The organism is Pantoea stewartii (assembly GCF_011044475.1).
Classification (GTDB): Bacteria; Pseudomonadota; Gammaproteobacteria; order Enterobacterales; family Enterobacteriaceae; genus Pantoea; species Pantoea stewartii.
The window spans coordinates 3,424,588-3,449,043 of record NZ_CP049115.1; the positions used below are offsets into that span (position 1 = coordinate 3,424,588).

Annotated in this window: 21 protein-coding genes and 3 pseudogenes; 12 read left to right on the plus strand and 12 right to left on the minus strand. The window is 47.6% G+C overall.

Annotation, left to right across the window (positions count from 1 at the left end):
- Positions 1-31: 31 nt before the first annotated feature.
- The 5 genes from G5574_RS16200 to G5574_RS16220 all read right to left on the minus strand — a co-directional run bounded on the left by G5574_RS16200 (position 32) and on the right by G5574_RS16220 (position 4,991).
- Complete coding sequence (locus tag G5574_RS16200) at positions 32-700, minus strand: DUF2290 domain-containing protein (RefSeq protein ID WP_164482882.1); 669 nt, start codon at positions 698-700, stop codon at positions 32-34.
- A gap of 14 nt (positions 701-714) precedes the next feature.
- The gene (locus G5574_RS16205) at positions 715-2,871 is read right to left on the minus strand and encodes a DEAD/DEAH box helicase (RefSeq protein ID WP_164482883.1); all 2,157 of its coding nucleotides are present in this window, start codon (positions 2,869-2,871) and stop codon (positions 715-717) included.
- Between the two features lie 279 nt (positions 2,872-3,150).
- Positions 3,151-3,975: a hypothetical protein gene (locus G5574_RS16210; RefSeq protein ID WP_164482884.1), complete on the minus strand. Its 825-nt coding sequence runs from the start codon at positions 3,973-3,975 to the stop codon at positions 3,151-3,153.
- Positions 3,976-3,990: 15 nt separating this feature from the next.
- Positions 3,991-4,266, minus strand: coding sequence for an ogr/Delta-like zinc finger family protein (locus G5574_RS16215; RefSeq protein ID WP_164482885.1), 276 nt, complete (start codon positions 4,264-4,266; stop codon positions 3,991-3,993).
- A complete protein-coding gene (locus G5574_RS16220; RefSeq protein WP_164482886.1) occupies positions 4,266-4,991 on the minus strand; it encodes a phage polarity suppression protein in 726 nt (241 codons plus the stop codon). Before G5574_RS16220 ends, G5574_RS16215 begins: the two co-directional genes overlap by 1 nt.
- A gap of 548 nt (positions 4,992-5,539) precedes the next feature.
- Here G5574_RS16220 and G5574_RS16225 point away from each other — a divergent pair.
- The 8 genes from G5574_RS16225 (at position 5,540) to G5574_RS16260 (ending at position 12,002) form a co-directional block, all read left to right on the plus strand.
- Positions 5,540-5,806: a helix-turn-helix transcriptional regulator gene (locus G5574_RS16225; protein ID WP_164482887.1), complete on the plus strand. Its 267-nt coding sequence runs from the start codon at positions 5,540-5,542 to the stop codon at positions 5,804-5,806.
- Positions 5,807-5,834: 28 nt separating this feature from the next.
- Positions 5,835-6,371, plus strand: coding sequence for a host cell division inhibitor Icd-like protein (locus tag G5574_RS16230; protein ID WP_164483250.1), 537 nt, complete (start codon positions 5,835-5,837; stop codon positions 6,369-6,371).
- On the plus strand, positions 6,368-6,592 hold the full coding sequence (locus G5574_RS16235) for a hypothetical protein (protein WP_164482888.1): 225 nt from the start codon (positions 6,368-6,370) through the stop codon (positions 6,590-6,592). Before G5574_RS16230 ends, G5574_RS16235 begins: the two co-directional genes overlap by 4 nt.
- A complete protein-coding gene (locus G5574_RS16240; protein ID WP_058701181.1) occupies positions 6,589-6,912 on the plus strand; it encodes a DUF5375 domain-containing protein in 324 nt (107 codons plus the stop codon). Before G5574_RS16235 ends, G5574_RS16240 begins: the two co-directional genes overlap by 4 nt.
- An 11-nt stretch (positions 6,913-6,923) precedes the next feature.
- Positions 6,924-9,248 (plus strand): phage/plasmid primase, P4 family, encoded by a 2,325-nt coding sequence (locus G5574_RS16245; RefSeq protein ID WP_164482889.1) that lies wholly within the window; start codon positions 6,924-6,926, stop codon positions 9,246-9,248.
- Positions 9,249-9,515: 267 nt separating this feature from the next.
- Positions 9,516-9,959, plus strand: coding sequence for an STM2901 family protein (locus G5574_RS16250; protein WP_064373099.1), 444 nt, complete (start codon positions 9,516-9,518; stop codon positions 9,957-9,959).
- Positions 9,953-10,303, plus strand: coding sequence for a DUF1493 family protein (locus tag G5574_RS16255; RefSeq protein WP_161592657.1), 351 nt, complete (start codon positions 9,953-9,955; stop codon positions 10,301-10,303). Before G5574_RS16250 ends, G5574_RS16255 begins: the two co-directional genes overlap by 7 nt.
- A gap of 445 nt (positions 10,304-10,748) precedes the next feature.
- Complete coding sequence (locus G5574_RS16260) at positions 10,749-12,002, plus strand: tyrosine-type recombinase/integrase (protein WP_164482890.1); 1,254 nt, start codon at positions 10,749-10,751, stop codon at positions 12,000-12,002.
- A gap of 282 nt (positions 12,003-12,284) precedes the next feature.
- Here the strand turns inward: G5574_RS16260 and G5574_RS16265 are convergent, their stop codons facing one another.
- Genes G5574_RS16265 through G5574_RS16285 form a run of 5 tightly spaced genes read right to left on the minus strand, consistent with a single transcriptional unit; the run spans position 12,285 to position 19,641 of the window.
- Positions 12,285-13,940 (minus strand): type I restriction-modification system subunit M, encoded by a 1,656-nt coding sequence (locus tag G5574_RS16265; RefSeq protein ID WP_164482891.1) that lies wholly within the window; start codon positions 13,938-13,940, stop codon positions 12,285-12,287.
- On the minus strand, positions 13,937-15,094 hold the full coding sequence (locus tag G5574_RS16270) for an AAA family ATPase (protein WP_164482892.1): 1,158 nt from the start codon (positions 15,092-15,094) through the stop codon (positions 13,937-13,939). The genes G5574_RS16265 and G5574_RS16270 overlap by 4 nt, the downstream gene beginning before the upstream one ends.
- Entirely contained in the window at positions 15,094-16,332 is a 1,239-nt protein-coding gene (locus G5574_RS16275; RefSeq protein ID WP_164482893.1) for a restriction endonuclease subunit S, read from the minus strand. The genes G5574_RS16270 and G5574_RS16275 overlap by 1 nt, the downstream gene beginning before the upstream one ends.
- Positions 16,325-19,378 carry a type I restriction endonuclease subunit R gene (locus tag G5574_RS16280; RefSeq protein ID WP_164482894.1) on the minus strand — a complete coding sequence of 1,018 codons (3,054 nt, stop codon included), beginning with the start codon at positions 19,376-19,378 and terminating at the stop codon, positions 16,325-16,327. The genes G5574_RS16275 and G5574_RS16280 overlap by 8 nt, the downstream gene beginning before the upstream one ends.
- Before the next feature lie 59 nt (positions 19,379-19,437).
- Positions 19,438-19,641 carry a helix-turn-helix domain-containing protein gene (locus G5574_RS16285; protein WP_057090061.1) on the minus strand — a complete coding sequence of 68 codons (204 nt, stop codon included), beginning with the start codon at positions 19,639-19,641 and terminating at the stop codon, positions 19,438-19,440.
- A 301-nt stretch (positions 19,642-19,942) separates the two neighbouring features.
- Between G5574_RS16285 and G5574_RS16290 the strand changes: the two are divergent.
- Positions 19,943-20,077: pseudogene (locus G5574_RS16290) on the plus strand (hypothetical protein); the annotation flags it as partial.
- Between the two features lie 139 nt (positions 20,078-20,216).
- On the opposite strand, the gene G5574_RS16295 reads toward G5574_RS16290, so the two are convergent.
- On the minus strand, positions 20,217-21,089 hold the full coding sequence (locus G5574_RS16295; RefSeq protein ID WP_164482895.1) for a phosphorothioated DNA-binding restriction endonuclease: 873 nt from the start codon (positions 21,087-21,089) through the stop codon (positions 20,217-20,219).
- Between the two features lie 498 nt (positions 21,090-21,587).
- Between G5574_RS16295 and G5574_RS23890 the strand changes: the two genes are divergently transcribed.
- The 3 genes and pseudogenes from G5574_RS23890 to G5574_RS16305 form a co-directional block, all read left to right on the plus strand.
- The gene (locus G5574_RS23890; protein WP_280530479.1) at positions 21,588-21,716 is read left to right on the plus strand and encodes a hypothetical protein; all 129 of its coding nucleotides are present in this window, start codon (positions 21,588-21,590) and stop codon (positions 21,714-21,716) included.
- A 42-nt stretch (positions 21,717-21,758) separates the two neighbouring features.
- Positions 21,759-21,905, plus strand: a pseudogene (locus G5574_RS16300) (transposase); the annotation flags it as partial.
- A gap of 2 nt (positions 21,906-21,907) precedes the next feature.
- A pseudogene (locus G5574_RS16305) lies at positions 21,908-22,234 on the plus strand (IS3 family transposase); the annotation flags it as partial.
- A gap of 123 nt (positions 22,235-22,357) precedes the next feature.
- On the opposite strand, the gene G5574_RS16310 reads toward G5574_RS16305, so the two are convergent.
- The gene (locus tag G5574_RS16310; protein WP_164482896.1) at positions 22,358-24,391 is read right to left on the minus strand and encodes a hypothetical protein; all 2,034 of its coding nucleotides are present in this window, start codon (positions 24,389-24,391) and stop codon (positions 22,358-22,360) included.
- Between the last annotated feature and the right edge of the window lie 65 nt (positions 24,392-24,456).

A 24,456-nucleotide genomic window follows, 5' to 3' on the forward strand; every position in this document is an offset into this window, starting at 1 on the left:
ATGCAGCATTGCAGAATGCCGCATTTTTAATTTAAGGCCTTATATTTATATGTATTCTATCTCTTTCTAAATGCGTAGAAGTTGCGTTAAAACGTGTGAAATTTAAATTCAATTTCTCAGAAAGATCTAGTAGTGCAGTGTTGTAAAATGATCTCATCACGAAATCAATAAAAAGAGAAGGGGTTATAGGCGAACATACAGGGATGCGACAGTTTTTATACTGACCGAGTGTTAAATGACTCTTAGGATGACTAAGTTCTTTATAAACTGCAGCTCTACCATCATAATCAAACCGTATAGGTACAGGTAATATTCTGGGGTCTAGAATCTCCGCATAAATATTGTCATGAAGGTAAACATCTGGTTCATTTTGAAAACTTTCAAAGTCAGGTGAAGGGAAATAAGCTAGTTTATGTTTTATTAGTTCATCACTAGGGGTAAACTCGTAAAGTAATTGGATTAAACCACCATCTACGAATCTGAAATTGTAGAATCCGGCGTCAAAAATAGCTTGATATAACTCCTTGTATCTCATGCTTTTTAGTGCGATGGAAAGATCTTCAACGCCTTCAATACCAATAACCTTATATCCTTGCACGTTTTTCATGCAGGGGAATTTCTCTTTATCGGTGATTGAAGAATCAATCACCTTCGAAGTTAATTCGTAAATCTCTTTAATTATTGCCTTGGATTTAATCATTGCAATCTCCCGATTTATAAACCCAAAGCCTTTCTGAGTTTTTCTAAAACCTCAGGGGATAAATCTTCCTTATGAATTTCTCCAGAAAGAAGTTCACCGGCTACTTCATCTAACTGGTATTGACGTTTGTTAATTCTGTTCTTCTCTTGAATAGTCATGTCTCTATTGACAATTCGAAGAAGTTTCCGTTCTGCTTCAGTAGGATAAGTGAAGTCTAATTTGTACTCGTTCTTTTTAACTTCTGCATATTCATAATTTATAATATCCATCATGTCACCATGCCCAAATACGCGCAGCCAAGCTTTTGTCCTTGTCATAGCAGTAAACATGATATTTCGTTTTGTGCCTAAGCCGCCGCCAGTGGCACAGTATTGGGCGTTAATGAGGTAAACCATTGCAGCTTCATTACCCTTAGCTCGGTAAATTGAAGTAAACATCACGCTATTTTCTTCGAAAAAGTCATCTGGAGACCCTGTAACTCCGGCTACTGTGGATTGAATTTTTCTATCAAACAGCATTCTTCGAGCACTAGCTACCGCTGCTTTTGTTGTGAACGGATCACTATGAATAACCATTATATCTTCAGGTTTTAATTCATCTTCTTTAATATTTTTTTCGATAGCATTTACTAAAGCTACCGTTTGCTCATCTTCTGTTTCAAACTTTTCAAAAGAAATAATTTCATCAATATGTGAATGCGACTCTAAAAAATCAGGGCTAGCTTCTTTTTTTCTTTTTAAAATAACATGCTCACCACTTTTTAATTCACCATCAATCACCTCATATCCGATATCTTCCCAAAGAGGGGCGTAATCGAACATTTGTACTAATTCCCTTTTCCACTTATTCTCGCCTTTATTGTTTAAGCCCTCATAGACCATTCTATATATACCAAAACCCAAAGCATGAGCTGCGCTTAATACAGGGCCAGGATTTCTATAGCATTTTTCAAGAATGATATCTCTTAAAGGCTCTCCTTTTTCATTCCTTAAGCTAACATGCGGCGTATCATCTTCTTTTAGACCCCATATTACATCAGGAGTAGGCATAGAACTTTCATTTAGAGTTTGAAGCTCATCGTAGGCGTATACTAAACGTTTATTTTCGTCGAGTAAGTAATAACATAGCCTCAAGAAATCCACTGAGAAATCTTGCGCTTCATCTATTAGTATTAAATCATAAGCTTTATTTATAGAAGATGCTTCTTTAATGAATTTTTTACAGACATATCCAAAGGCATCGTTAGCCGATGCGTAATTTTTCGCAGTGCCGAAATCTAAATATTCAATATTATTATCAATGCATGCATTGTAATATATACCCTCAATTCTTGAGCTCCCCCATGCGTGTATGATTTTTATGCGATCCCAGTCGGGAGCTTCTGAAGTTTGCTCATAAACAAAACTAGTTATAAGATTAATAAATTGATTTTTTAAAGAACGAGTATTAAAGGTGACTGCTATTTTCCATTCTCTATTTTTTGCATGCAGATAAGCAATTTTTCTAGCAAGTACAATTGTCTTTCCTGAGCCTGCGAGTCCTCTTATTCGTTGAACTCCATTGACAGTTTCAAGCACTGCTTTACTTTGCTGGCTATCAAGATTTGTTATCGACTGATCAAGTTTTATCAGTATTGCGCCTTTAGAGTCCTGTTTTTTAACATAGTCCCTTTTTTTTGCGACTCTAACCCGAGAAACTGCTTGGATAACGGAAATAGTCTTATTATATAATTCAGGATGATCCCAGGTCACGTTTTGTAAAAAGGCAAGAAGCCCTTCTTCGCTTACAATAATTGGGGCGTCGCCTTCTACATCCTCTTTCTCTTTAACGATTGCGGGTGCTAGCGTAATTATAGATATATCAACTAATAAATTTCTTTTTGCATTTAATTCTTTATACTGCTTTAGCTTGGCTTCAAGCATGTTGAAACACTCATCCTGAATTTCAGAATAATTATCAGGTATAACATTACCTTCAATAAGATTAAATGCGATTATGCCATTCTTCTGTGAAACTAATAATGCATCAATTTCGTAGGCACCTTCAACAGTACCAATGATTGGATACCCTATGTATAGAGATCCTTCTAAATGTTCTTTGTCTGATAGCCACTCTCTTAGGCGCTGAGAGGTTACGGGTTTATCAGATGCACCATTGATGATATTGAGCATAATATTCGCCATGGAAATTGAAAAAATTTCTCCCAATCATACACGCTAGACTATAGCTACTCTATATCTACTTTACCCTCTTGCGCGCGCTCGTAGCCCCGCCACGCCTGCGCACTTCATGTAGCGGTTTTCATGCACCTGCATGAGTGGCTCCGGGCCGCGCCGCTGCTGGCCTTTGCTGCCGCTTTTGGGTGCCTGAGACTCATGCGTTTTCATGCAGCATAGACATGCACTGGCGCAGCAGACGTAAAAAAGCCCGGCAGGTGCCGGGCTGAGGGGTTATTTCTGGCCGGGGAACCGTTTACGCTTACGCCGGTCAGTTCCGGCACCCCTGAAGGGGTAAGGGCCTGCAAGGCTGATAACATCATCACGGAACATCAGCGGCAGCTTTGTATTTGTCCAGCTCAGCATCAGATTCATGATATATCCACGGTAGAGCGTGTCTGCATCGTTTGCCCCTTCAATTACGCCCGGCGCAAGGGGTGAACCGTAGCGCTCAAACTGGCTGTACTTCATTCTGAGCAGGCTGGTCAGCTCAATGGCGTGGAAGATAAAGAATTCGTCAATGAGCGCATCAATGCGCTCGTCCATAATGCGCTCATGGCAGGTGATGTAAGCGTGAGCCTTTTGCCCGGTCACGTCGGCCAGCCCCGGCAGCTGCTTTTCCCTCTGGGTAATCAGCCCGGCCAGCTCGGTCGCCGTTTCCTGCTGCTCCAGGTATTCCGCGCGCAGCGCTTTCATCTCCGGCGTGACGGTGCCGCCGTTCTGCTCCAGCAGCTCACGAAAGCGCGCCCGGTTGTCCTGGCCTGACTGCTCCGTCTGTGCCTGGCTCTGGCGCAGCGCCTCAACGCTCTCCCTGGCGGCGGCTTCGGCCTTTTTGGCCTCCAGCCATTCCATCATTTTTTTCTGGAGTTCCTGAATGCGGGGCAGCCAGCCAGCCGGAAGGCTTTTCGCCAGCGCGGCGCTCTGTTCTGCTAACTCAGCTTCGGGCAGCTTCATAAGCCAGCCCGCATCCTTAAGCGGCTTCTGACTCCGTGCCACAAGCTGGCCCACGTACTGGCCGGTTGCCTTAATCTCTTCGTCGGTCATCTGCTTCTGTGTCATGTCTTTTCCTCTCTGTCAGGGCTGTGCGTGGCGGTCTTTACGGGTGCAGGCCGAGCCGTAGCGGCCCAGCGTCTGCGGCTGGCGCGCAGGCGCATCATTTTCCGGCTCCGGCTCTGCCGCCACGGGCCTGTGGGGCTTCATGATGATTTTCTCGACGCTCTCCAGCGCGGTGAACGTGCAGGAGCAGTCGAGGTTCTGGCACTGATACCAGGTGCGCTTGACGGACGGGGCCTCGTAGGCGCTGGTGCGGGTGTGGGCCACCTGGCCGCATTCGGGACATTTCAGGGCCATCAGCGGCTTTCCTTCTGTTTTAACTCCAGGCGGATTCTGGCCTTGTGACGGGCGGCCGGTGACAGGGTGCGGCCCGCATCAGCCCTGGCGGTGGCGTCGGGGGTCACGCCGCACAGGCGGAACACCGGGTCGCTGTCTGGCATGGCCTCACCGGAAACGGCCGGTTCAGTGATGTGGCGCTTAATGAAGTCCTTCAGCACGCTGTCGGGGTCGTTCACGGAGTCCACCACGCCGGTGACCAGCGCGGCCTGACGGCCCAGCGTGATGTGCAGGAGGCTCAGCATCTGAATCAGCGGCTGGCCGTGGTCACGCATGAAGTCCTGCCAGAGCTGCATGGCGCGCAGCTCCACCAGGCTGTTGTGGGCGCTGATGTACTCCTGCGCCCTGTCGGCGGTCTCAAACGGCAGGCGGGCCGTTTCTTCGGCGTGAGAGGCCAGCAGCGCATCGAACTCCTCCAGCGTCTCGCGGTTGAGTGCGATTTCGGTACGCAGCGCGCGCATTTCCGGCGTCATGGCTCCGCTGCTGTCGCGGAACAGGGCGCGCCACTCGTCGTTCTGCGCGTTCGCGGTGGCTTCGGTTTCCGCACGGCGCTGGCGGATGGTTTCGGCATTTTCAGCGGCGGCGGCCTGCACGCGGCGGGCCTCAAGCCATGCCGCCTTAGCGGTGCTGACCTTATCAAGCGCGGCCTGCGTGGCGGCGGGAAGGGATAAAACGGTGGCGGTCATGTCGGCTTCCTGTGTGGTCGTTTTCAGTCAGTCAATTGTGCCGGAGCTGGCACAGGCGGTGCCACCGGATGACATTGTGTGACGACTCAGACAAAAAGCCCTTCTTCTGGCCAGCCAGGAAAAGGTCTCACGAAACCCACTACTCAGCTTTTAGTTTTATATAAATCCTTCACTATTCTTCACCAGAAAGAAAAAGATAAGTAATACAGTAAATTAGAGGGTGAACAGTTTAAAAAGCATCCTTCACCCACTGTTCACCATCCTTCACCCCCTGTGACGGTTAAAACCCTGCACCACTTATAATAAATATCCATATAAAGACCCTTATTTATCCCCTTTCGTTACTGGAAAAAATCAAAATGTCACTATATGTCAATATATGGCAAACAGAGGCAAACACTGGCAAACCGCACAAAAGTTGCGCCCGGTGTATGAGCCGCCAGACAAATTTCACTTGTTGATTCCGTAAGAAATTTACTCAGAATAAAGAGCTGCCCGATGCCGGACGCACCCGCCCGGCTCTGTATGGAATCAACGAGAGGTAGCCCATGCACACTGCTTTAACCGCACCATCTTCCGCCCCTGCGGCCCCGTCAGCCGCTTACGCGCCGCCGTTTCAGGAGCGCTTCATGCGCCTGCCGGAGGTCATTCACGTCTGCGGCCTGTCCCGCTCGACCATTTACGATCTCATCAGCCGTGACGCCTTTCCCGCGCAGATTTCGCTGGGCGGCAAGAACGTCGCGTGGGCGGCCAGCGAGGTGAACGCCTGGATGAACGAACGCATCGCCGCCCGGAGTCAGGGGCGTGCGGCATGACCTTCACCCACCGCTGAGACCGTCCGTCATGCTGCATTTCTTTGCTTTCCCCGGCTTGCGCGCCGGGGGCCTTCCCTGGTACAGTGTTTGTGCTGTCGCAAAATCGGCAGCCGGGCGTGGAAACCCGAGTTACTCAATGGCGACACCAGACGCGCCATGCGTCTTTTTTTGTGTCTTTGCCTCAGTGCACCCGTTATTCGGGCAACGGTTTCTTTGTCGTTGCGCCGTTCTCGTAATGGTGGCCCGGGCGGGGCAGCCTTCGGGCTGGCCGGTATCCATTGAGGCCGGTTTTCCACCCCCGTTCGGGTCACCGCCAGAGCGTGGAAACTCCGGTGGTGGCGATAACCGCTACTCAATGGAGACTGCCCTTATGGCTACCGTCCTTAATTCCCCGCATTCAGAATTTGTCTTTGTGTTTGCCGCCGTGCGCCACTGTGAACGTCACGCCCGCGTGCAGATGCTGCGCGCCACCGCCGCCACCGAACGCGCCGCCCGCCAGCTGCTGGCCCGCGATTACGTGCTGGCCTTTGCTGCCCGCCTGCCGTTCACGGAGGTGCGCGCATGAATTACGCCACCATTACCCTTGACGACCTTGCCCGCCTGGAGCACCTGCGCAACGCCGGACGTCTGGCCTGTGAGGCGGCGGCCCTGCGCGACTGCTGCACCCCGCCGGAGCCTGCCGACAGCGCACAGCTGGCCTCGCTGCTGTTTCTCATCACCGGCCAGCTGGACGACGTGGTGACCCGCTGCCGCGACGGCTGGATGAACGGGGAGGTGAGCGCATGAACGCACGCACCCTGTCTCCTGAGCTGCGCGCCGCGCTGTCCCGCCGCGCCGTGGCCTGCGCCTGGCTCACGCTGTGCCGAGAGCAGCAGCGGCATTCCGGCCTGACGCTGGCCCGCCTGGAGCGCGCCATTGAGACCGAACTGGAGGGCTTCTACCTGCGCCAGCACGGCCGGGCGCGCGGGCTGGAGATAGCCTGCGCGCTGCTCGACGACCTGCTGACCGCCGGGCCGCTGAAGGCCGCCCCGTGCCTGAGCTTTTTAGGCCAGGTGGTGATGGACGAACTCTGCGGGCGCATCCACGACGCGCCGCCGCTGCACTGAGGGAAAACATAATGAAAATGACCGTATCCGACGCGGCCAGCGCCGCGCGGGGCCAGTGGCCCCGCATCCTGCCCGCGCTGGGCGTGAAGGTGGTGAAGAACCGGCACACGGCGTGCCCGGTGTGCGGCGGCAAGGACCGCTTCCGCTTTGACGACAAAGAGGGACGCGGGACGTGGTTCTGCAACCAGTGCGGGGCCGGTGACGGCATGGACCTGGTGCAGAAGGCGCTGGGCGTCAGCCTGACCGGGGCCGCCGCGCGCGTGAACGACCTGACCGGCAACCTGCCGCCGGTCACGGAAGCCGCACCGCCAGAGCCGGACGACGAGGCCGCCCGCACGGCGGCGGCCGCGCTGGCGCAGCAGCTGGTCAGCAGCGCGAAGGCGGTCACGGGCAACGCCTACCTGTCCCGCAAGGGGCTGCCCGAACATTCCTGCCTGACGCTCACGAAGCCGCATAAGGTGGCCCTGACCGATTACCGCCCCGGCGACCTGCTTGTACCGCTGCACGACGCGGACGGCGCGCTGGTCAACGTCCAGCTGATTAACGCCGCCGGTGACAAGCGCACGCTTAAGGGCGGTCAGGTGAAAGGCGCCTGCCACGTCCTGAGCGGCAAAGGTACGCCGAAACGCATCTGGCTCACCGAGGGCTACGCCACCGGGCTGACGGTGCACGCGCTGACGGGGGACGCGGTGTGGGTTGCCCTGTCGTCCGTAAACCTCCTTTCCCTGGCCGGCCTCGTCCGTGAAAAGCACCCGACGCTGCCGCTGGTGATTGCCGCCGACCGCGACCTGAACGGCGACGGCCAGCGTAAGGCGAAGCATGCCGCCGCAGCCTGCAACGCAACAGTTGCCCTGCCGCCGGTGTTCGGCGACTGGAACGACGCCTTTACCGCGCACGGAGAGGACGCCACCCGGCAGGCGCTGCGCGAGGCCTCAGCCCCGCCCGCCGCCAGCCCGTTCGACACCATGAGCGAGGCCGAGTTTACGGCCATGAGCGCCAGCGAGAAGGCGGAGCGCGTTGCGGAGCACTACGGGCGAAATCTGGCCGTGGACGCCAGCGGCGAAATCCTCTGCCGCTATGAGGCCGGGGCGTGGAAGGTGATTTCCGGCAACCAGTTCGGCCGCGACGTGGCGAAGCTGTTCCAGCGCCTGCGCGCGCCGTTCTCGGCGGGCAAGGTGGCGGGCGTGGTGGACACGCTGAAGCTGATGCTGCCCCAGCAGGCCGCGCCGCAGCGACAGCTCATCGGCTTTCGCAACGGCGTGCTCGACACACGCAGCGGCACCTTCAGCCCGCACCGGCGTGAGAACTGGCTGCGCACGGTCAGCGACGTGGACTACACCCGCCCGGTGGCGGGCGAAACGCTGGAGCGCCACGCGCCGCACTTCTGGCAGTGGCTTGACCGCGCCGCCGGGCGCAGCGCAGAGAAGCGGGACGTGATTCTGGCGGCGCTGTTCATGGTGCTGGCAAACCGCTACGACTGGCAGCTGTTTCTGGAGGTCACCGGCCCCGGCGGCAGCGGCAAGAGCATCATGGCGGAAATCGCCACCATGCTGGCCGGAACGGACAACGCCGTGTCGGCCACCATCGAGACGCTGGAGTCGTCGCGCGAGCGGGCGTCGGTCATCGGCTATTCGCTCATCCGCCTGCCCGACCAGGAGAAGTGGAGCGGCGACGGCGCGGGCATCAAGGCGATTACCGGCGGCGATGCGGTGTCCGTTGACCCCAAGTACCGCGACGCCTACTCCACGCACATCCCGGCGGTGATTCTGGCCGTTAACAACAACCCGATGCGCTTCACCGACCGCAGCGGGGGCGTGTCGCGCCGCCGGGTTATCCTGCACTTCGCGGAAATCATCCCGGCAAACGAGCGCGACCCGCAGCTGAAGGAGAAGATACAGGCGGAGCTGGCCGTCATCGTGCGCCAGCTGATGCAGCGCTTCAGCAGCCCGCAGGACGCCCGCGTGCTGCTTCAGCAGCAGCAGAACTCCGGCGAGGCCATGCGCATCAAGCGCGACGCCGACCCGATGGTGGACTTCTGCGGCTACCTGTTTGCGACCGCCGAGCCGAACGGCCTGCACATGGGCAACGCCAGCATCCGCCCCCTGCAACCCCGCCGCTACCTCTATCACGCCTATCTGGCGTACATGGAGGCCAACGGCTACCGCAACCCGCTCAGCATGAAGACCTTCAGCCAGGCGCTGGAGAGCATCCTGCGCGAGTACGGCAAAAGCTACCTGAAGCGGCGCACGAAGCTCGGGATGCAGACCAACCTCGGGCTGACGGACGAAAGCAGCGCCGACTGGCTGCCGAAGTGCGACGATCCGAACGCAGCATGACAACCTGAACCGGCGAAAGCCGGTTTTTTTACGCTCATCGTTCACCCGTGGTGAAGGATATGCGTCACCCTTCACCCATTCATCACCCGTTAACCATATGATATAAATAGACAAAATAAAAAGGTGAACAGTGTGAAGGATTATTCATAAAATCTTTTTTTATGGGGAATCACGACATTATATTGAGCCGTTATTAACCAACGTCGATTCTGGACGAACACCAATTCGACAGATATGGTATTCAGACAGCCACAAGCGAGGTGCGAAATGGATACAGTTGAAGAGCTGGGTGGAACGTATTTTTACAAAGGAATGTTCAATCTCACCGCTGGAGAGCTTTTTTTCTTCGTATTTCTGGATGAGGCTCAAAAACAGCTTGGTGTCGAGGATATAGCTACTTTGGCACTTATAATTTTAGGGCAACCAACTCAAACGACGCGGGGAAAACCGGCTGGGACCACAAAGGGGACGTCGATCTTGAGTGCAAATCTCCGCGTTTGGTTGAACATAAGAGTTAACCGCTGGCCGACTCTTACAACTGAAAGTATCAAACGACTTAAATTTAGTTACGTTAATAATCTGGGGGCGTTTGCTGGACGCTGGATACCAATACTAGGGATTGGCTTTATATTAAATGACGTGACACAAATCGCATGGAAAGCAACCCATACCTATAACCTGATTGCAAAGAATGGTGACAAGCTATGGTAAAGGACACGATAGAAAGCGCTATTTTTGAGTGGTACGACAATAATTATAATTCTAAACCCCTTTTCTCAAGAGATAAGCCTGAATTAACGCTCGAAACCAGCCTCTCAACAGGTAAGTATCCTTGGGCCAGAGAGACTGGTGATGAAATAATGAATGACTATTTCCAAAGATTTAACGTTGATAGTAGCGAATTTGACTTTCTTGCATACTGGCCTTACGAAAAAGGCTTTCTGCCCAATTTCTTAAGGCCTAAGTCGCAAAGAGTCCCTGATATTGAACCAAAGCCCCTTACGATTTTTATGCTTGTTGAGTCGGCAAAAGCTGGACGATGGCTTTTCAACTGATCAAATTAAGCGCATCCAGCCCCACCAGAAAAGCATAGAGCGTGGTTAGGTTCCGTCTTTCGGAACCTAACCAATGGGTTTGATAGTTTTCCACACGACTAGTTTTTATCCGTATTGAGAACCCTGCTAGTTGAAATCGCTAAAAAAAGCCAGGGGGGCACAAATGGGGGCACTTTTGGTTTTTGATTTTTAAATTAACCATTAAAACAACTGCTTACATGATTATTTGAGTCCGGCCTTCGCACCATCGGAACATCAATAGACGTCAACGGACGTCTTTTTTTGTGCCTGAAATCCAGTATCCGCAAGGCTTTCCTCGCTTTTTCACTCAACCTAAGTCAACCTGATTCAATCTACATCAACTTACTGATGCGGGTACAACTGCGGGTATATCCCGGTTCGATAATGTTTGTACCCACACAGAACCCTTGAAAGGATACTCATCATGGCTCTGAGTGATGTGAAGGTTCGTTCGGCAAAGCCTGAAGCAAAAACCTACAAACTGACTGACGGTGATGGCATGGTTTTGCTGGTTCACCCTAACGGCTCCAAATACTGGCGACTGCGTTATCGCTTTGGCGGTAAGGAGAAAATGCTGGCATTGGGAAAATATCCTGAAGTTTCGCTGGCGGATGCCCGGGCACGCCGGGATGAAGCCCGTAAGCTGTTAGCAAATAGTGTCGATCCAAGTGAGAACAAGAAAGCCGTTAAAGTAGAGCAGGAACAAGAGGCGATAACGTTTGAAGTGGTCGCCAGAGACTGGCACGCCAGCAATCAGAAGTGGTCTGCATCGCATAGTGCTCGTGTATTGAAAAGCCTGGAAGATAATCTCTTTGCTGCTATAGGTAATCAGAATATTGCTGAGCTTAAAACACGAGATCTACTTATTCCAATTAAAGCCGTAGAGATGTCTCGACGTCTTGAGGTGGCGGCTCGTCTTCAGCAGCGCACTACGGCTATCATGCGCTTTGCTGTGCAGAGTGGACTGATAGATTATAACCCAGCGCAGGAAATGGCAGGGGCGGTTGCTTCCGGAAACAGGCAACATCGACCGGCACTGGAATTAAAGCGTATCCCTGAACTACTTCAGAAAGTAGATAATTATACTGGTAGACCATTAACCTGCCGGGCAACGGAACTGACTCTGCTTATCTTTATTCGCTCTAGTGAATTACGGTTTGCCCGTTGGTCAGAAATTGATTTTGAAACATCAATGTGGACGATCCCGCCGGAACGAGAGCCCATTCCCGGCGTCAAACATTCTCACCGGGGATCAAAGATGCGTACGCCGCATCTTGTGCCGCTTTCAAAGCAGGCACTGGCGATCCTGAAACAGATCAAACAGTTTTGTGGAGAACAAGGGCTGATTTTTATTGGTGATCATGACCCACGTAAACCGATGAGTGAAAACACAGTGAATAAGGCGCTTCGGGTAATGGGCTATGACACGAAAGTCGAAGTCTGTGGTCATGGTTTTCGCACAATGGCGTGTAGTTCGTTGATAGAGTCAGGGCTGTGGTCGAGGGATGCGTTAGAGCGGCAGATGAGCCATATGGAGCGTAACTCTGTGCGGGCAGCCTATGTCCATAAGGCAGAGTTTATCGATGAACGTAAGTTGATGCTGCAATGGTGGGCGGACTTTCTGGATGCGAACCGGGAGAAGGGCATTACGCCGTTTGACTATGCAAAAATTAATTAGGGGAACTGTGGATAAATGGTTGGGCTGACGTGGGGGAACTTTTGGGTGCGACAATTTTGTATTAACACAAATTTAACCTAACAGCTTTATAGGTTGAAACAAGTAAAATCTGACAGTCCGCTGTGAGCGTGAAGCGGACGCTCATTCTTTACATAATCTTGGCTGTGCCTTTCTTGTGCCGATCAATAACATTGCCTTACTGAAGGCTAAATTGATAAATATAGAGCCCGAATACTGATGATTTGGGCTATATATTTCACCTATAAGTTACATCACTCCAGATTAGTCTTTTTCAGCTAAGGGAAGTGGGGGTAGTCCTAGTTCTTCAAGGAACGCGTTATGAGTGAGCGTTGCTCTCTTAATTCTTTCTTCCAATGATACCAACTCACTGTGGAGATCTTTTAGATCTATTTTTTCTTCAGCCTGTGCTGTACTGACATAACGTGAGATATTCAGATTGAAGCCGTTTTTCTCAATCTCTTCCATAGACACACGACGAGAATATCGCTCTTCTTCCTTTCGGAATTGGTAGGTATCGATAATTTTTTCTATATCGCCCAACTCTCCATTAGGCATTTCATCAGTTCTACGAAGGTAATTCTGACGTTTTCCTTTCTCGAAGTGTTCTGCGGCGTTGATAAACAAGACATCGTCTGACTTCTTACAGCGTTTGAGCACCAGAATGCAAACAGGAATGCCGGTTGAGAAGAACAGATTGGCAGGAAGGCCAATGATGGTATCTATATGCCCATCTTTTAACAACTTGGTACGTATCCGTTCTTCTGCACCGCCACGGAATAAAACACCGTGCGGGAGAATAATCGCCATAACCCCGTCCTCGCTGAGGAAGTGAAAGCCGTGCAGAAGAAAGGCGAAATCAGCGGCTGATTTAGGTGCAAGACCATAGTTCTTGAAGCGGAAATCTTCACCTAATGCCTCGGTTGGCTCCCAACGCAAACTGAAAGGTGGGTTAGCGACGATGGCGTCGAACTGCATTTTCTTCGCAGGATTCATCTCATTAAGAATATCCCAGTCATTCTCTAACGTATCACCGTGATGAATTTCAAACTCAGTATCTTTTACTCCATGCAACAGCATGTTCATGCGCGCAAGGTTATAGGTAGTGATATTTTTCTCTTGGCCAAATATTTTACCTATAGAACCCCCTTCATCATTTAACCTGTTTCGTACATTTAATAGCAACGAGCCTGAGCCACAGGCAAAATCCATTACTTGTTTAATTTTTTTCTTTGGGCCTGTCGTCGGGTCTTGACTATCTAATGTGACGATTTCTGACAAGATAGTAGAAACTTGTTGAGGTGTATAAAACTCACCAGCTTTTTTTCCTGAACCTGCTGCAAACTGGCCAATCAAATATTCATAGGCATCACCCAGATCGTCCCTGGCATTGCTAAAACCAGAAATACCTTCGGCAATCTTTTGGATAATGGCACAAAGCTTGGCATTACGATCTGCAGGCTTTTTGCCTAGCTTTTCAGAGTGTAGGTTGATTTCCGAGAACAAGCCCTGAAATGTGCTGTTGAATGACTTCTCTTCAATATATTTGAACCCCTTCCATAGTGTATCCAGCAAATCCGCATGCTGGGTACGTGCCATTTCGGCCACACTGCTCCACAGAAACTCAGGCTCAATAACATAATGGGTTTTAAGACGCATCTGTTTTTCAAAATCGGTAATATCAGCTTGGTTGTTCTGATACCAGATTGCTAGTGGTGCGCGACGATCATAATTGCCCGGTTCGGGGTAATCACTGCCCAATTCCTTCTTAGCGGCTTGCTCGTAGTTATCAGACAGATAACGCAAGAATAGAAAGGACAGCATGTAGTCGCGAAAGTCATCAGCATTCATCGCGCCGCGTAATTGATCAGCGATATCCCAGAGGGTTTTACCTAGCTGATTAAATTGTCCTTTGGTCATTCTGTTGTCTCTTCCTGCTCTTCTGGAAACAATTCGGGGTTAAATCCATAGTTTTTCATGAAATTATTTAATATATTCTTAAAGTGACGTTTGTTTTCTTCAATCATCTCTTGTGGCTCAAAATGAGAATAGCCGCCATGATTCAACAATTGAATAATACGATGATGTAGTACACCATCAGGATCATCCTTGTCGCGTTTTACAAAATCAGACAGGCCGTTAAAACCATGGAAGCTCGCGGAACGTTCAAGGATGTTACGCAAAATACTGAAGTGATAAGTGTAAAGCTCATTACGCTTAGCTGCTTTTGCCAACCTCTTTAAAGACGCCACATGATGAAAAAACGGAGTATCTGACGTGTCTTTCAGGGAATACTTCACTCGTCCTTCATGGCTGCAAAGCATGTATCTCAATCCACTTTTTAACTCATTACATATCACATTGAAAAACAGTGCGTGGTGCGAAGAAATAACCGTTTTAATTCCGTTGTTGCTCAATTTTAATAATTGAGCCAAGTGATTTGCCACTTGAATTGCATTATTATCATCGAGGGAAGATATTGGGTCATCAATGTAAATATACTGAACCCAGGCATATGGCGATCCTTCCTCTTTATCGAGCACAAGCTGAACAATGGCAAGGAAGAAGCACCAAACAAAGAGATTTTCTTCGCCTCGTGAAATCTTAATGTTTTCGACCAACTCCGTTTTGCCATCAACCAAAGTTTCACGCTCGAACGATACATATGTTATAGATTGTTTATAAACCGTATCCCCCTCTGTAATTTCGATTTCTTTTTCTTTGATCTTGAAATCAAAATCCGCATAGGATTGCAAAAGAGGACGAATTCTATTATCCATCTCTAATGCGAACAGCCCATCAAAAAATCGTGAGTGAGTGTTTAATCGAAGTTCTCTACTTACATCAGCTTCTAGGTCATTATCCCAATTGAACAGATCTTCAGTAAACGCATTAAAGTAAAGGGTATCCCGTTCATCGCGGTTTTTTCCTTGCTTTTTAAACTCCATTGATAGCCGAGTTTTACCTGTACCGTTATAGGCAAATAAGAGAACATACTTTTTAGTGTCTAGTATTTCCCGAAGATAAGCTGCGACCTCGCTTATCTCTTGAAAAGTAGCCAAGTTTTTTGCCATCACGCCACCTCATCCATGACAGGGAAGAGCTTTTGCATCAAACCATTTTTGTGGGCCCTGAGAGCTCCAACTCTTAGAGTTTGAGAGGCAAGTAGCTCATCGATAGAACAGAGAAAATTAGCGATCCTATATTGTTCGTCGGGGGCCGGAAGCGAAGCGATATAGGCCATCACCGCTTCACGATTAACCTTAGGTATCTTGCCTCGATCAGAGTGTTTTTTCGCGTGATCCAAAAACTCCTTGGATAGAAGTATATAACTAAGAAAAACCAGAAGAAGTTCATCAGTCGCTGGGCGAATCGGATAAATATCAGCGCTACAAATGCCTTTGAAATTCGGTCTCGCGACTTTATTCAGTGCAGGTCGGATCTTCGAGTAAAGGATGTAACTTTCATCGAAAGCATACTTTCCACTAATAAGATTAAGGTCTTTTGCTGTGCTGACATTTAAGATTTTCCCAGAGTCGCTTTCAATATTCTCGCCGCCTATATGAGGCATGTCGCAGTATGGTGACTTTGTGGGGTCAACCTGGCCAGACGCAATTTCTATAACTCGTTCGAACGGTTTCTTCACCCACTCACCCTTATCCTGAAACTCAGGAAATCGGAGCTTGGGTACAGTTTCACCTTCGACAGGAAAGAGTTGCTGCATTAACCCTTTTTTATAGTCTTTGAGGGCATCCAGCTTTTGGGTGTGTAGCGTGATCAGCTCGTCAATGGAAGCGAGACAGTTAGCGATTTTTCGCTGCTCTTCAGGTGAAGGCTTTGGCAGAAGAACTTCTGAAAATTGATTGTAGCTAATCATCTTTCCATCGCGTAATCCCTCAAGATTTTTTGTTAGATCACGAATGAAGGACTTCGCCTTGAAATACTGTTTGAAAAATCGTTTATCAATACCCCTTTTATTACGAAGGATCACATAAGCTGGACTGCATAGCCCTTTATATTCAGAATACTCAATCCCCCCTTGGAACGACCTTAAACTGATAATAAAGTCTCCTACGTCTACAACTTTGTAACTTTGCACACTCTTCTCGGTCACGGATACGTTGTAATCGATTATTTCCCGGGGAATAGCTCCATACTCCTGCGTTATAGCTAGGATTGGAAGATCTGAATTGTGGTCTTTATTGCTAACCTGTTCAAAGGCCTTGTTACCATAAACGGCATCCCAGCCCGGGCTACGCATGAACTCAGGAAAGCGTAACTCTGGAACCAATTCATTTTTTTGCTTACTCATACGCATCTAATCCCGAAATTTCACGTCCTTCGGCCTGTTTTTGCAGGTAAGGTACTAAATCTTCCATTAAAGCCAGCTCCGCCACGCGACGCGCCTTCCAGCCCAACTCTAAGGGAGCAAGTAGGTCAGTTAATTGTTCGCCATCAAAAATCATGCGATCCAGAATACCATCCACGAAAACTTGCAGTGATTGGGTTTGTAGCCCATGTTTTTCGGCAATTTGTGTTAATACCTGCGCGGCTTTCTGCACTTTAAAAGCCTGGTAACCTTCGCGGATTTGCTTTTCATTAAGTGCTTCACCCGTCTTGAGGCTATTGATGTAAGCAATAATATCTTCACGCTCTTCCATCAAGTTAGAATTGGCGCTGATAAGATCGATCAGCTCCTGGCGTGTCATCTTCTGCTTACCGGTTTTTTGCGTGGATTTGGCAATCAGCCCCATGATGTAGTCATAATCAATAATGCTGGAGGCAAAAAGTACCAGATCAAACTCAAGCTGCTCAACTGATTCTTCGTTGTCATCACTTTTACCTTGCTTGCGCTTTAGCTCCATAGCGGTGTCGAGGTAAATAGCTTTAAAGCCCCGTAGGGTATCCGTTGGCAATTTTTGTTCGATGATCGCTTTGCTTTCTTCGTCCAGATCAGTGTATTGCTCTAGCTGGGTTTTCAGCTTCTGCACTTCCTTAAAGTGGTTGATAAACTCGGCCTTGGCCGTATCGCCCTTGAGGTTATGCACCTCAGATGGCTCGCAGCTTAAGCCTTTAGACTCCATAAAGGTTTGCAATTCGTCCACCTTTTTCTGGAATGCCTCAACCACTTTGGGCGCTGGATCGACCAGCCAGATTTCTCGGGCTTTGTCTTTCGCCCCGCCAGAAAACAATTCAATGGCGGCATTGACTTCGTTTTCCTGATAACGGAAGTCCAGAATATTGCCCCAAGGTTTGGTGTCGTTTAGTACACGATTGGTGCGCGAGAATGCCTGGATAAGCCCGTGATGCTTCAAGCTTTTATCCACATACAGAGTATTGAGGTATTTTGAATCAAAACCGGTTAATAGCATGTCCACCACAATGGTGATGTCGATTTTGTTTTTACGAGGGTAATCAGCATTGCTGTACTTTTGGTCTTTAATGCGCTGCTGCACATCCTGATAGTAAAGGTCGAATTCGTTAATGGTGTGATTAGTGCCGTATTGCACATTGTAGTCGGCAATAATCGCCATCAGGGCAGCCTTTTTCTTTTCGGGTTCTACCTGGTTGTCAGCACTTTCTTGGGGCAGATCTTCCTGAAGCTGCTTAATGTCTGCCGCATTCTTATTGCCGTTTACATTACCATTGCCGTTACCATCGTTCTCTTTAGCAATCTGGGCCGGAGGTGAGAATACACAGGTGATATTTAATGGCTCGAAATTTTCGTCTTCAGACTGCTTTTGTGCTTGAAGCGTTTTAAATAGCTCAAAGTACTCGATGGCGTGATTGATCGATCCTGTTGCTAATATGGCATTAAAGCGGCGCTGATTTGTGGCGCTATCGTGTTTGTCGAGAATGGCTTTTATTACTGCTTCAGGTGGTGGCAGTTCTTTTTTCTTAAGCTTGGTTTGAGCATCTTTACCATCGTCTTTCCCATAATAGTCAATGTGGAAACTCAGTACGTTTTTGTCCTCAATGGCGTGGGTGATGGTATAGGCGTGTAGCTCTTTTTCGAAAATATCTTCCGTGGTTTTGAAAGAGGCCAAGTTGCCATCTACTTGCTGATAGCTTGAATTTTCGTCAAAGATAGGTGTGCCGGTAAAACCAAATAACTGAGCTTTGGGGAAAAATTCTTTAATGGCTTTATGGTTCTCACCAAATTGAGAGCGGTGACATTCGTCGAAGATAAATACCACGCGCTTATCACGCAGCGGCTCCAAACGCTCTTTATAGGTCTGTTTGCCATTTTTCTGCTGAGCCTTGTTGCGTTTGCTATTTTCATCCAAGGCCAGACCAAGCTTTTGAATGGTAGTGACAATCACTTTATCGGCATAGTCTTCTGATAACATGCGGCGTACAAGTGTTTCGGTGTTGGTGTTTTGCTCTACACATCCTTCTTGGAATTTGTTGAATTCCTCTCGTGTTTGGCGATCGAGATCTTTGCGATCGACCACAAATAAGCATTTTTCAATATCGGGATTATCTTTCAATAGAGTAGAGGCTTTGAATGACGTGAGTGTTTTACCAGAACCTGTGGTATGCCAGATATAGCCATTACCACGGTTCTGGTGAATAGCATCCACAATAGCTTTAACGGCATAGATTTGATATGGGCGCATGATGAGCATTTTTTGCTCGCTCTGCACTAGTACCATATAGCGGCTGATCAATTGACCCAAGGTACACTTTGACAAGAAGTCATCAGCAAATTCATGCAAATGAGCAATTTTCTTGTTGTTCTTATCTGCGTGCTGATAAATGGGCAGGAAACGCTCATCGGCATTAAAACTGAAGTGCTCTTTGCGATTATTGGCGAAATAGCGCGTATCGTTACCATTACTGACGATAAATAACTGTATAAAGCAGAGTAGAGTATTGGTATACCCGTTGCCAATGTCGTTTTTATACTCAACAATTTGCTCCATCGCTCTGCGAGGACTGATCTGTAGCGACTTCAGCTCAATCTGTACCAGCGGTAAGCCATTGAGCAATAGAATCACGTCATAGCGATGATGACTGTTATCTGTGTTGATACGAAGCTGGCTAATCACTTCAAAGTCGTTTTTACACCAGTCTTTAAGATTAACCAGCATGTATTCCAACGGAGTGCCATCTTCACGGGTAAATTTCCCCTTTTCACGTAGCACTTGAGCGGCCAAAAAGACATCCGCTGTGATGATCTCTTCACGGAGGCGGTTAAATTCTGCATCGGATAGGTTGACTCGGTTCAAAGCTTCGAACTTCTTACGGAAGTTCTGCTCCAAGCTAGCCTTGTCGCGAATGTCGCTGCGGTAGGTGTATTTGAGGTCTTGCAGACTGGTGATTAAATCTTGCTCAATTTGTTGTTCTTTAGTCATGGGTTACACCTAATGATTTTGATACGTCGCGGGCATAGGGTGTCTCTACACGTGTTACGCTATTCATCCGTGAATTCCAGTATATCCGCCACTTCACAAGCAAAGAGCTGGCAGAGCTTATCCAATGCCTCGATATCTATCTTTTGAGCTGTTTCCTTGTACATCAGGGTCACTGTATTGCGGCTAAGCCCTGTCTCTCGTAAAACGTCTGAGATCTTCATTTTCCGCTCCCCCATTAGGCGGGCGAGATGGCAACGTATCATTTCTATGCTCTGGGTTGGCCCTGTTTAAACTGATTTTAGCCTTATTAACAATAAAAATTCAATTTAACCTTGAATTTTTATTGTTAAGGATGATTTTTTAGACAGAAACTGGTCGAGGATGAGCTTTCACATGTGAAAGTAGGAATATCACAGCTTGAAACCGTGGCTTGGGCCGTCTGGTAGTTCAGCATGAACTTGGATTTTTCCTCCACATGATTCAACAATTTGTTTGAACTGCCGTAGACTATCGACCATACAGCTATCAATTTGGTAACTTGCATCAGCAAAGCAGAATTTCAAAATCGTCAAATGGCTTATCAACAACAGAGCCCTGATTAACCGTAGCGACATCACTTTCTGGCTGGGTGATGAGGCGGTTCAGAGCTGGTATGTGTCAGCAACGCCTTCTTCACGGGGACGACCTCAGCGCTACTCGCTCTGGCATAGATACCTCGCGGTACGTTTTAGTTCTTACGTCCGCTCCAGGCACATAGCTCTATTAGAAACGGTATCCTGGCTAGCAACGAGCAGCCCCTTGGCTTCCGTGTAGTGATGGGAAGCTATGGCAGAGACAACTATTCCTTAAAAACTTCGCGCCGATGCCAATCTACAAATCCCTCCTGTGGATAGTGTGCTTTCACCTGCGGCAATGAAATCACCTTTCCCTGAAAATCCCAGAATAGTCTGCCGACGATACCGCTCCCGTTAACAGCTTCAGAGATCTTAACCCGCATATTTTCATCTAACCCAATCGAGCCTTTATCAAAGGCTTTGTGGTGGATTGCACAGAGCGCCAGCCCATTAGGGATCTCGCAAGGACCACCATATTGTTTCCATTTGATATGCGCGGCTTCCAGGGCTACAGACGTGTTGTCATGCCTCATGTTGAATCCGCATATAGCGCATTCGTAATTATAAGCGCGTAGAACCTGCTGGCGAAAAAGAGGGTCGCGTTGTTTACGAATTTGTCGGATATCAAAACCTAATTCGTCAGCAAGTTCCTCCTGAATGCTTTCGGTAAAGTTCGCTTCGAGGATTTGCTGTGCCAGCACATTAATCAGGTTTCTGCTTTTTATCAGCATGGCAAAATGCTGCTCGTCGAAGCCACCCGCAACGTTATATTCAAGTAGCTCTCCTGCCGGAGGCTGTTTACTGCTACCTGCTGTGGAACAGCGTTCCGCATTTTGCAGCTCCCAGAATCCATCGCCCTGCAAACGCCAGAAGGGCATATCAGGGCGATGCTGAGCGCGTTGAGGCCCAAACCGTTCCAGCAGGCTATGCAGGTTATCGCGAATTTCTGAACCGTAATCGAACAGGCGGCTGTGGCCGTGCTGGTAACATGCCAGCACATACAACAGTAGCAATGGCTTATGTGGTGCACGTTGTTCACCTTTGCGCCAGATCGTGATGCTGGCAATTGCCCGTTGCAGGTTTTTGCTGGAGTCCATAGATTTCATAGTTAGGGAAATAATTGCGATGATGCTCGCAAATTACCACCTAATCAAGAGGGGGTGGATATACACTATTTTGCTACGTATTGAGTTACTGAGATTTATCATCCATTATCTTCAAGCGTGTATGTCCATTCGCTACATAATGGGCACTACTTGGTCACGTAGTAGTGATGCTTACAATACTTCTATTTAACTACTATAATAAACTTGGATGCTCGTTTGATCAGTTTTCGGAGATATTAGACCTAATAGAGCTGTTATTGTTAAAGACTAAAATAATTGAATGCAATTTAAAATATTCCTCTGAGAATAAGTTAATGGAACTTTTATCTATTATTGATAAAGAAATATCTATTTAATGCCAAATGAAATCGCTGTTTGTGTTGATATTATTTTTACAAAAATAAGTTGCAAGCAACTAGAAAGCTTAATGGTCTTACAAATACACCTGAACCACTTCAGTTGATTAGAAACTGTGCTATGGATTTATTCATGGCTAGAATGTTAGATTTGCTGATTAATACTATTGGTGATGAAAAAAATACACAGTTTCATCTTGCAAAAATATTAACTTGCGATGTTGATGTAAGTACCCCGGCAAACCGCACCATTCACATTTAGAGATCTTCCGGCATACTGATTATATCCTTGGAGGAGATCGCCATTCGCAAAGCACGATTTACCGAACACCAGGTCATCGCCGTTCTGAAGTCCGTCGAAGCCGGACGCACCGTTAAGGATGTCTGCCGCGAGGCCGGGATCTCTGAGGCCTCGTACTACAACTGGAAAGCGAAGTTCGGCGGCATGGAAATCCTCAAAAACAGGTACTGGTTCACTCCGATCAGGGCAGTCATTACACGAGCCATGGATGGCAATCTTTCCTGAAATCACACGGCCTGGAAGGCAGCATGAGTCGTCGCGGTAACTACTACGGCAACGCGGTTGCGGAAAGCTTTTTCCAACGACTGAAGCACGACCGGGTTAAGAAAAAGATTTACGAAACACGGAAAGAAGCCCGCAGCGATATTTTTGTTTACATCGAAATGTTTTATAACTGTTGGCGTCGGCATGGTTCGAGCAATCAGATGCCACCGGCAGAATACGAAAATAAATATTATCAATGTCCCGGAAGTGTCTAGATTATCCGTGGCGATTCGAACACGTAAATATATCGAGCCTCATTCCTATTTTTTACCTCCTTACTTTACACTTTTTTATTCATTGTATAATGCGCCTAACATTCCAGTTAGGCGCAATTGCTGTCAGTAATATTTTACAAGTTGATTTGGAAATGTTTTCTCAAGATGGGCCAGTTGCTCTTCCCATCCCATGAAATCAATTTCGAATGTAATTGAAACAACCTCATCAAAACCCTGCCCGAGGTTTTTCGAGCGTTTTACTGACTCTCTGCACATTGAATTGTAAACTTTTATCAAGGTAGGGCATGAAAGATAATCCCTAAAACGTCTTTGTGCTTCTTCGAGGCTTTGCCAAAGTGGGATGCCATACTGATGTTTGTCATAAGGTGCTGCAGCCATAAAACGCACCTCACGATCTCGAAGATAATGTGAGAGAAGCGCTGAATCGATAATCGGTACGTCATTCAGTGGAAAACCCGCATGAAATTGACCATTGATGATTACAAGTGGGACAACCTCAACTTCTTCTTTACCAGATAAGTGGGGGTAAAAATCCCTACAAAAATTTTTAAGATTATCCTTCACAAAGGCTGCTTTCCTAATGGCCTGCTTGGTTTTATGAACCAGCCCGTTAGAATCGAAAAGTTCATTGTCGTAATCAAGTGGTGTAATGGATGTTTTACGGCTACGAGCTTCTACAATAATTAATAAGTTTCCGAAAGTGAAGGTAAGGTCTATTTCTTCCCTATGTCCATGATAGTTAAGTTCAATTGCAGAGGTATAGCGCAAATGCTCCTTCATCACCGAATTTCCATTTCGGCACTCTTCCAATACTCTAATCAAATCTTTCTCAAATAGTTTTCCACGGCGAGTATCATTGGGATCTATTTTGGCCATCCAACAATCTATATTGCGGGTGAGGCTAGCTGTAAGAAAAGCACTGATCGGGAAAATATAATTATCCTCAACAGACACCAGAGGCTGAACCCATAAATCCTCTTGCGGTGACTTTCCTCTCCAAGTCAGTAAATCTAGAGCATTGATGATCTCAGTTTCGCTATATTCACAACATTGTATCAGTGCAGAAATGAGATTAGAATGTTCAAATTGAGGTGCTAATTGTACTAGTTTTGACCAGTCGTTGATTTCCTCGTTTGTATGCAGATGTTCATCAATCTGAACAGCCAGCACAGATAGATGAACCCAAACATCTAAAACGCTTTGTAATTTACGTTCAATACAAGGGAGTGTTTTGCGGTTTAATAATGATTTTAGGTGGTCATCAAGCTGAATTAAAGCCGATAAAGGCTGATGTTTGGCAATTATTTGCGAACGTTGAGATAATGAATGCAATGGTGCTATGCTCAACTGTTTACTAGGTTCATAATGAAGATAATTTGACCAAAAATTGATACCCTGAAATTTATCCATTATGGTACAAGCTTCAGTTATCGAAGTGACTAAAAAATGATCGCGACGGAATTCTGCAATTGTTTTCATGCGGTGATAGTCAGAATGGCATTGCATGAAAAACACTTGTTTCTGCTGGAAAGTGAATGCTGCACGACCATAGAGCAAGTCTTGCCACAGCGAAGAAAAGCTATGAAAGTGCTGAGATAGCCTCATTTCTGCGTGGTAAAAGTCAATTTTCGATAACATTGTTGGGCGATCATCAGGAAAGAGTATATGCATACGGTCCTTATATTTAAATAGCTCGAATAATGGACCTCTTAGACTGTCAAGCCTATGCATATTTACACTGTTAACACTTACCGGATCGCTTTTTCCTACCATCGAAGTTTTTGAAATAATAAACTGCTCTATAGCTGTATTGCTTGTGTCTTCAAAAATATCTTTTTGTTCTTCGCATACCTGAAAAAATGCAAAATTAGCGCTAGCGATATGCGCCCTAATCATTTCATGATATTCAGGTCTGAGGTCCTTTAAAAAAGAAAATTGCTTTCGAGTATTATTAATACTTTGAAAGTTATTATTAAGCCACGTAGCACCCGAAATGTATGCTGAAGCCTCTGCAGTTAGCGGACCTATTTGGTTCATAAATTGAATCCAGTGCTTTTGATTGAACTCATTCAGCTGAGCTGGATGCGGTAATTTCTTTTCTCTAGCTGCTTTGATAAGGGGGTGAATGGGTTGCATGTTTCCTCTCTATCGGAAAGTATACAGATGGGCACTATAATTCTTTTGATGTCTCAAGATGACTA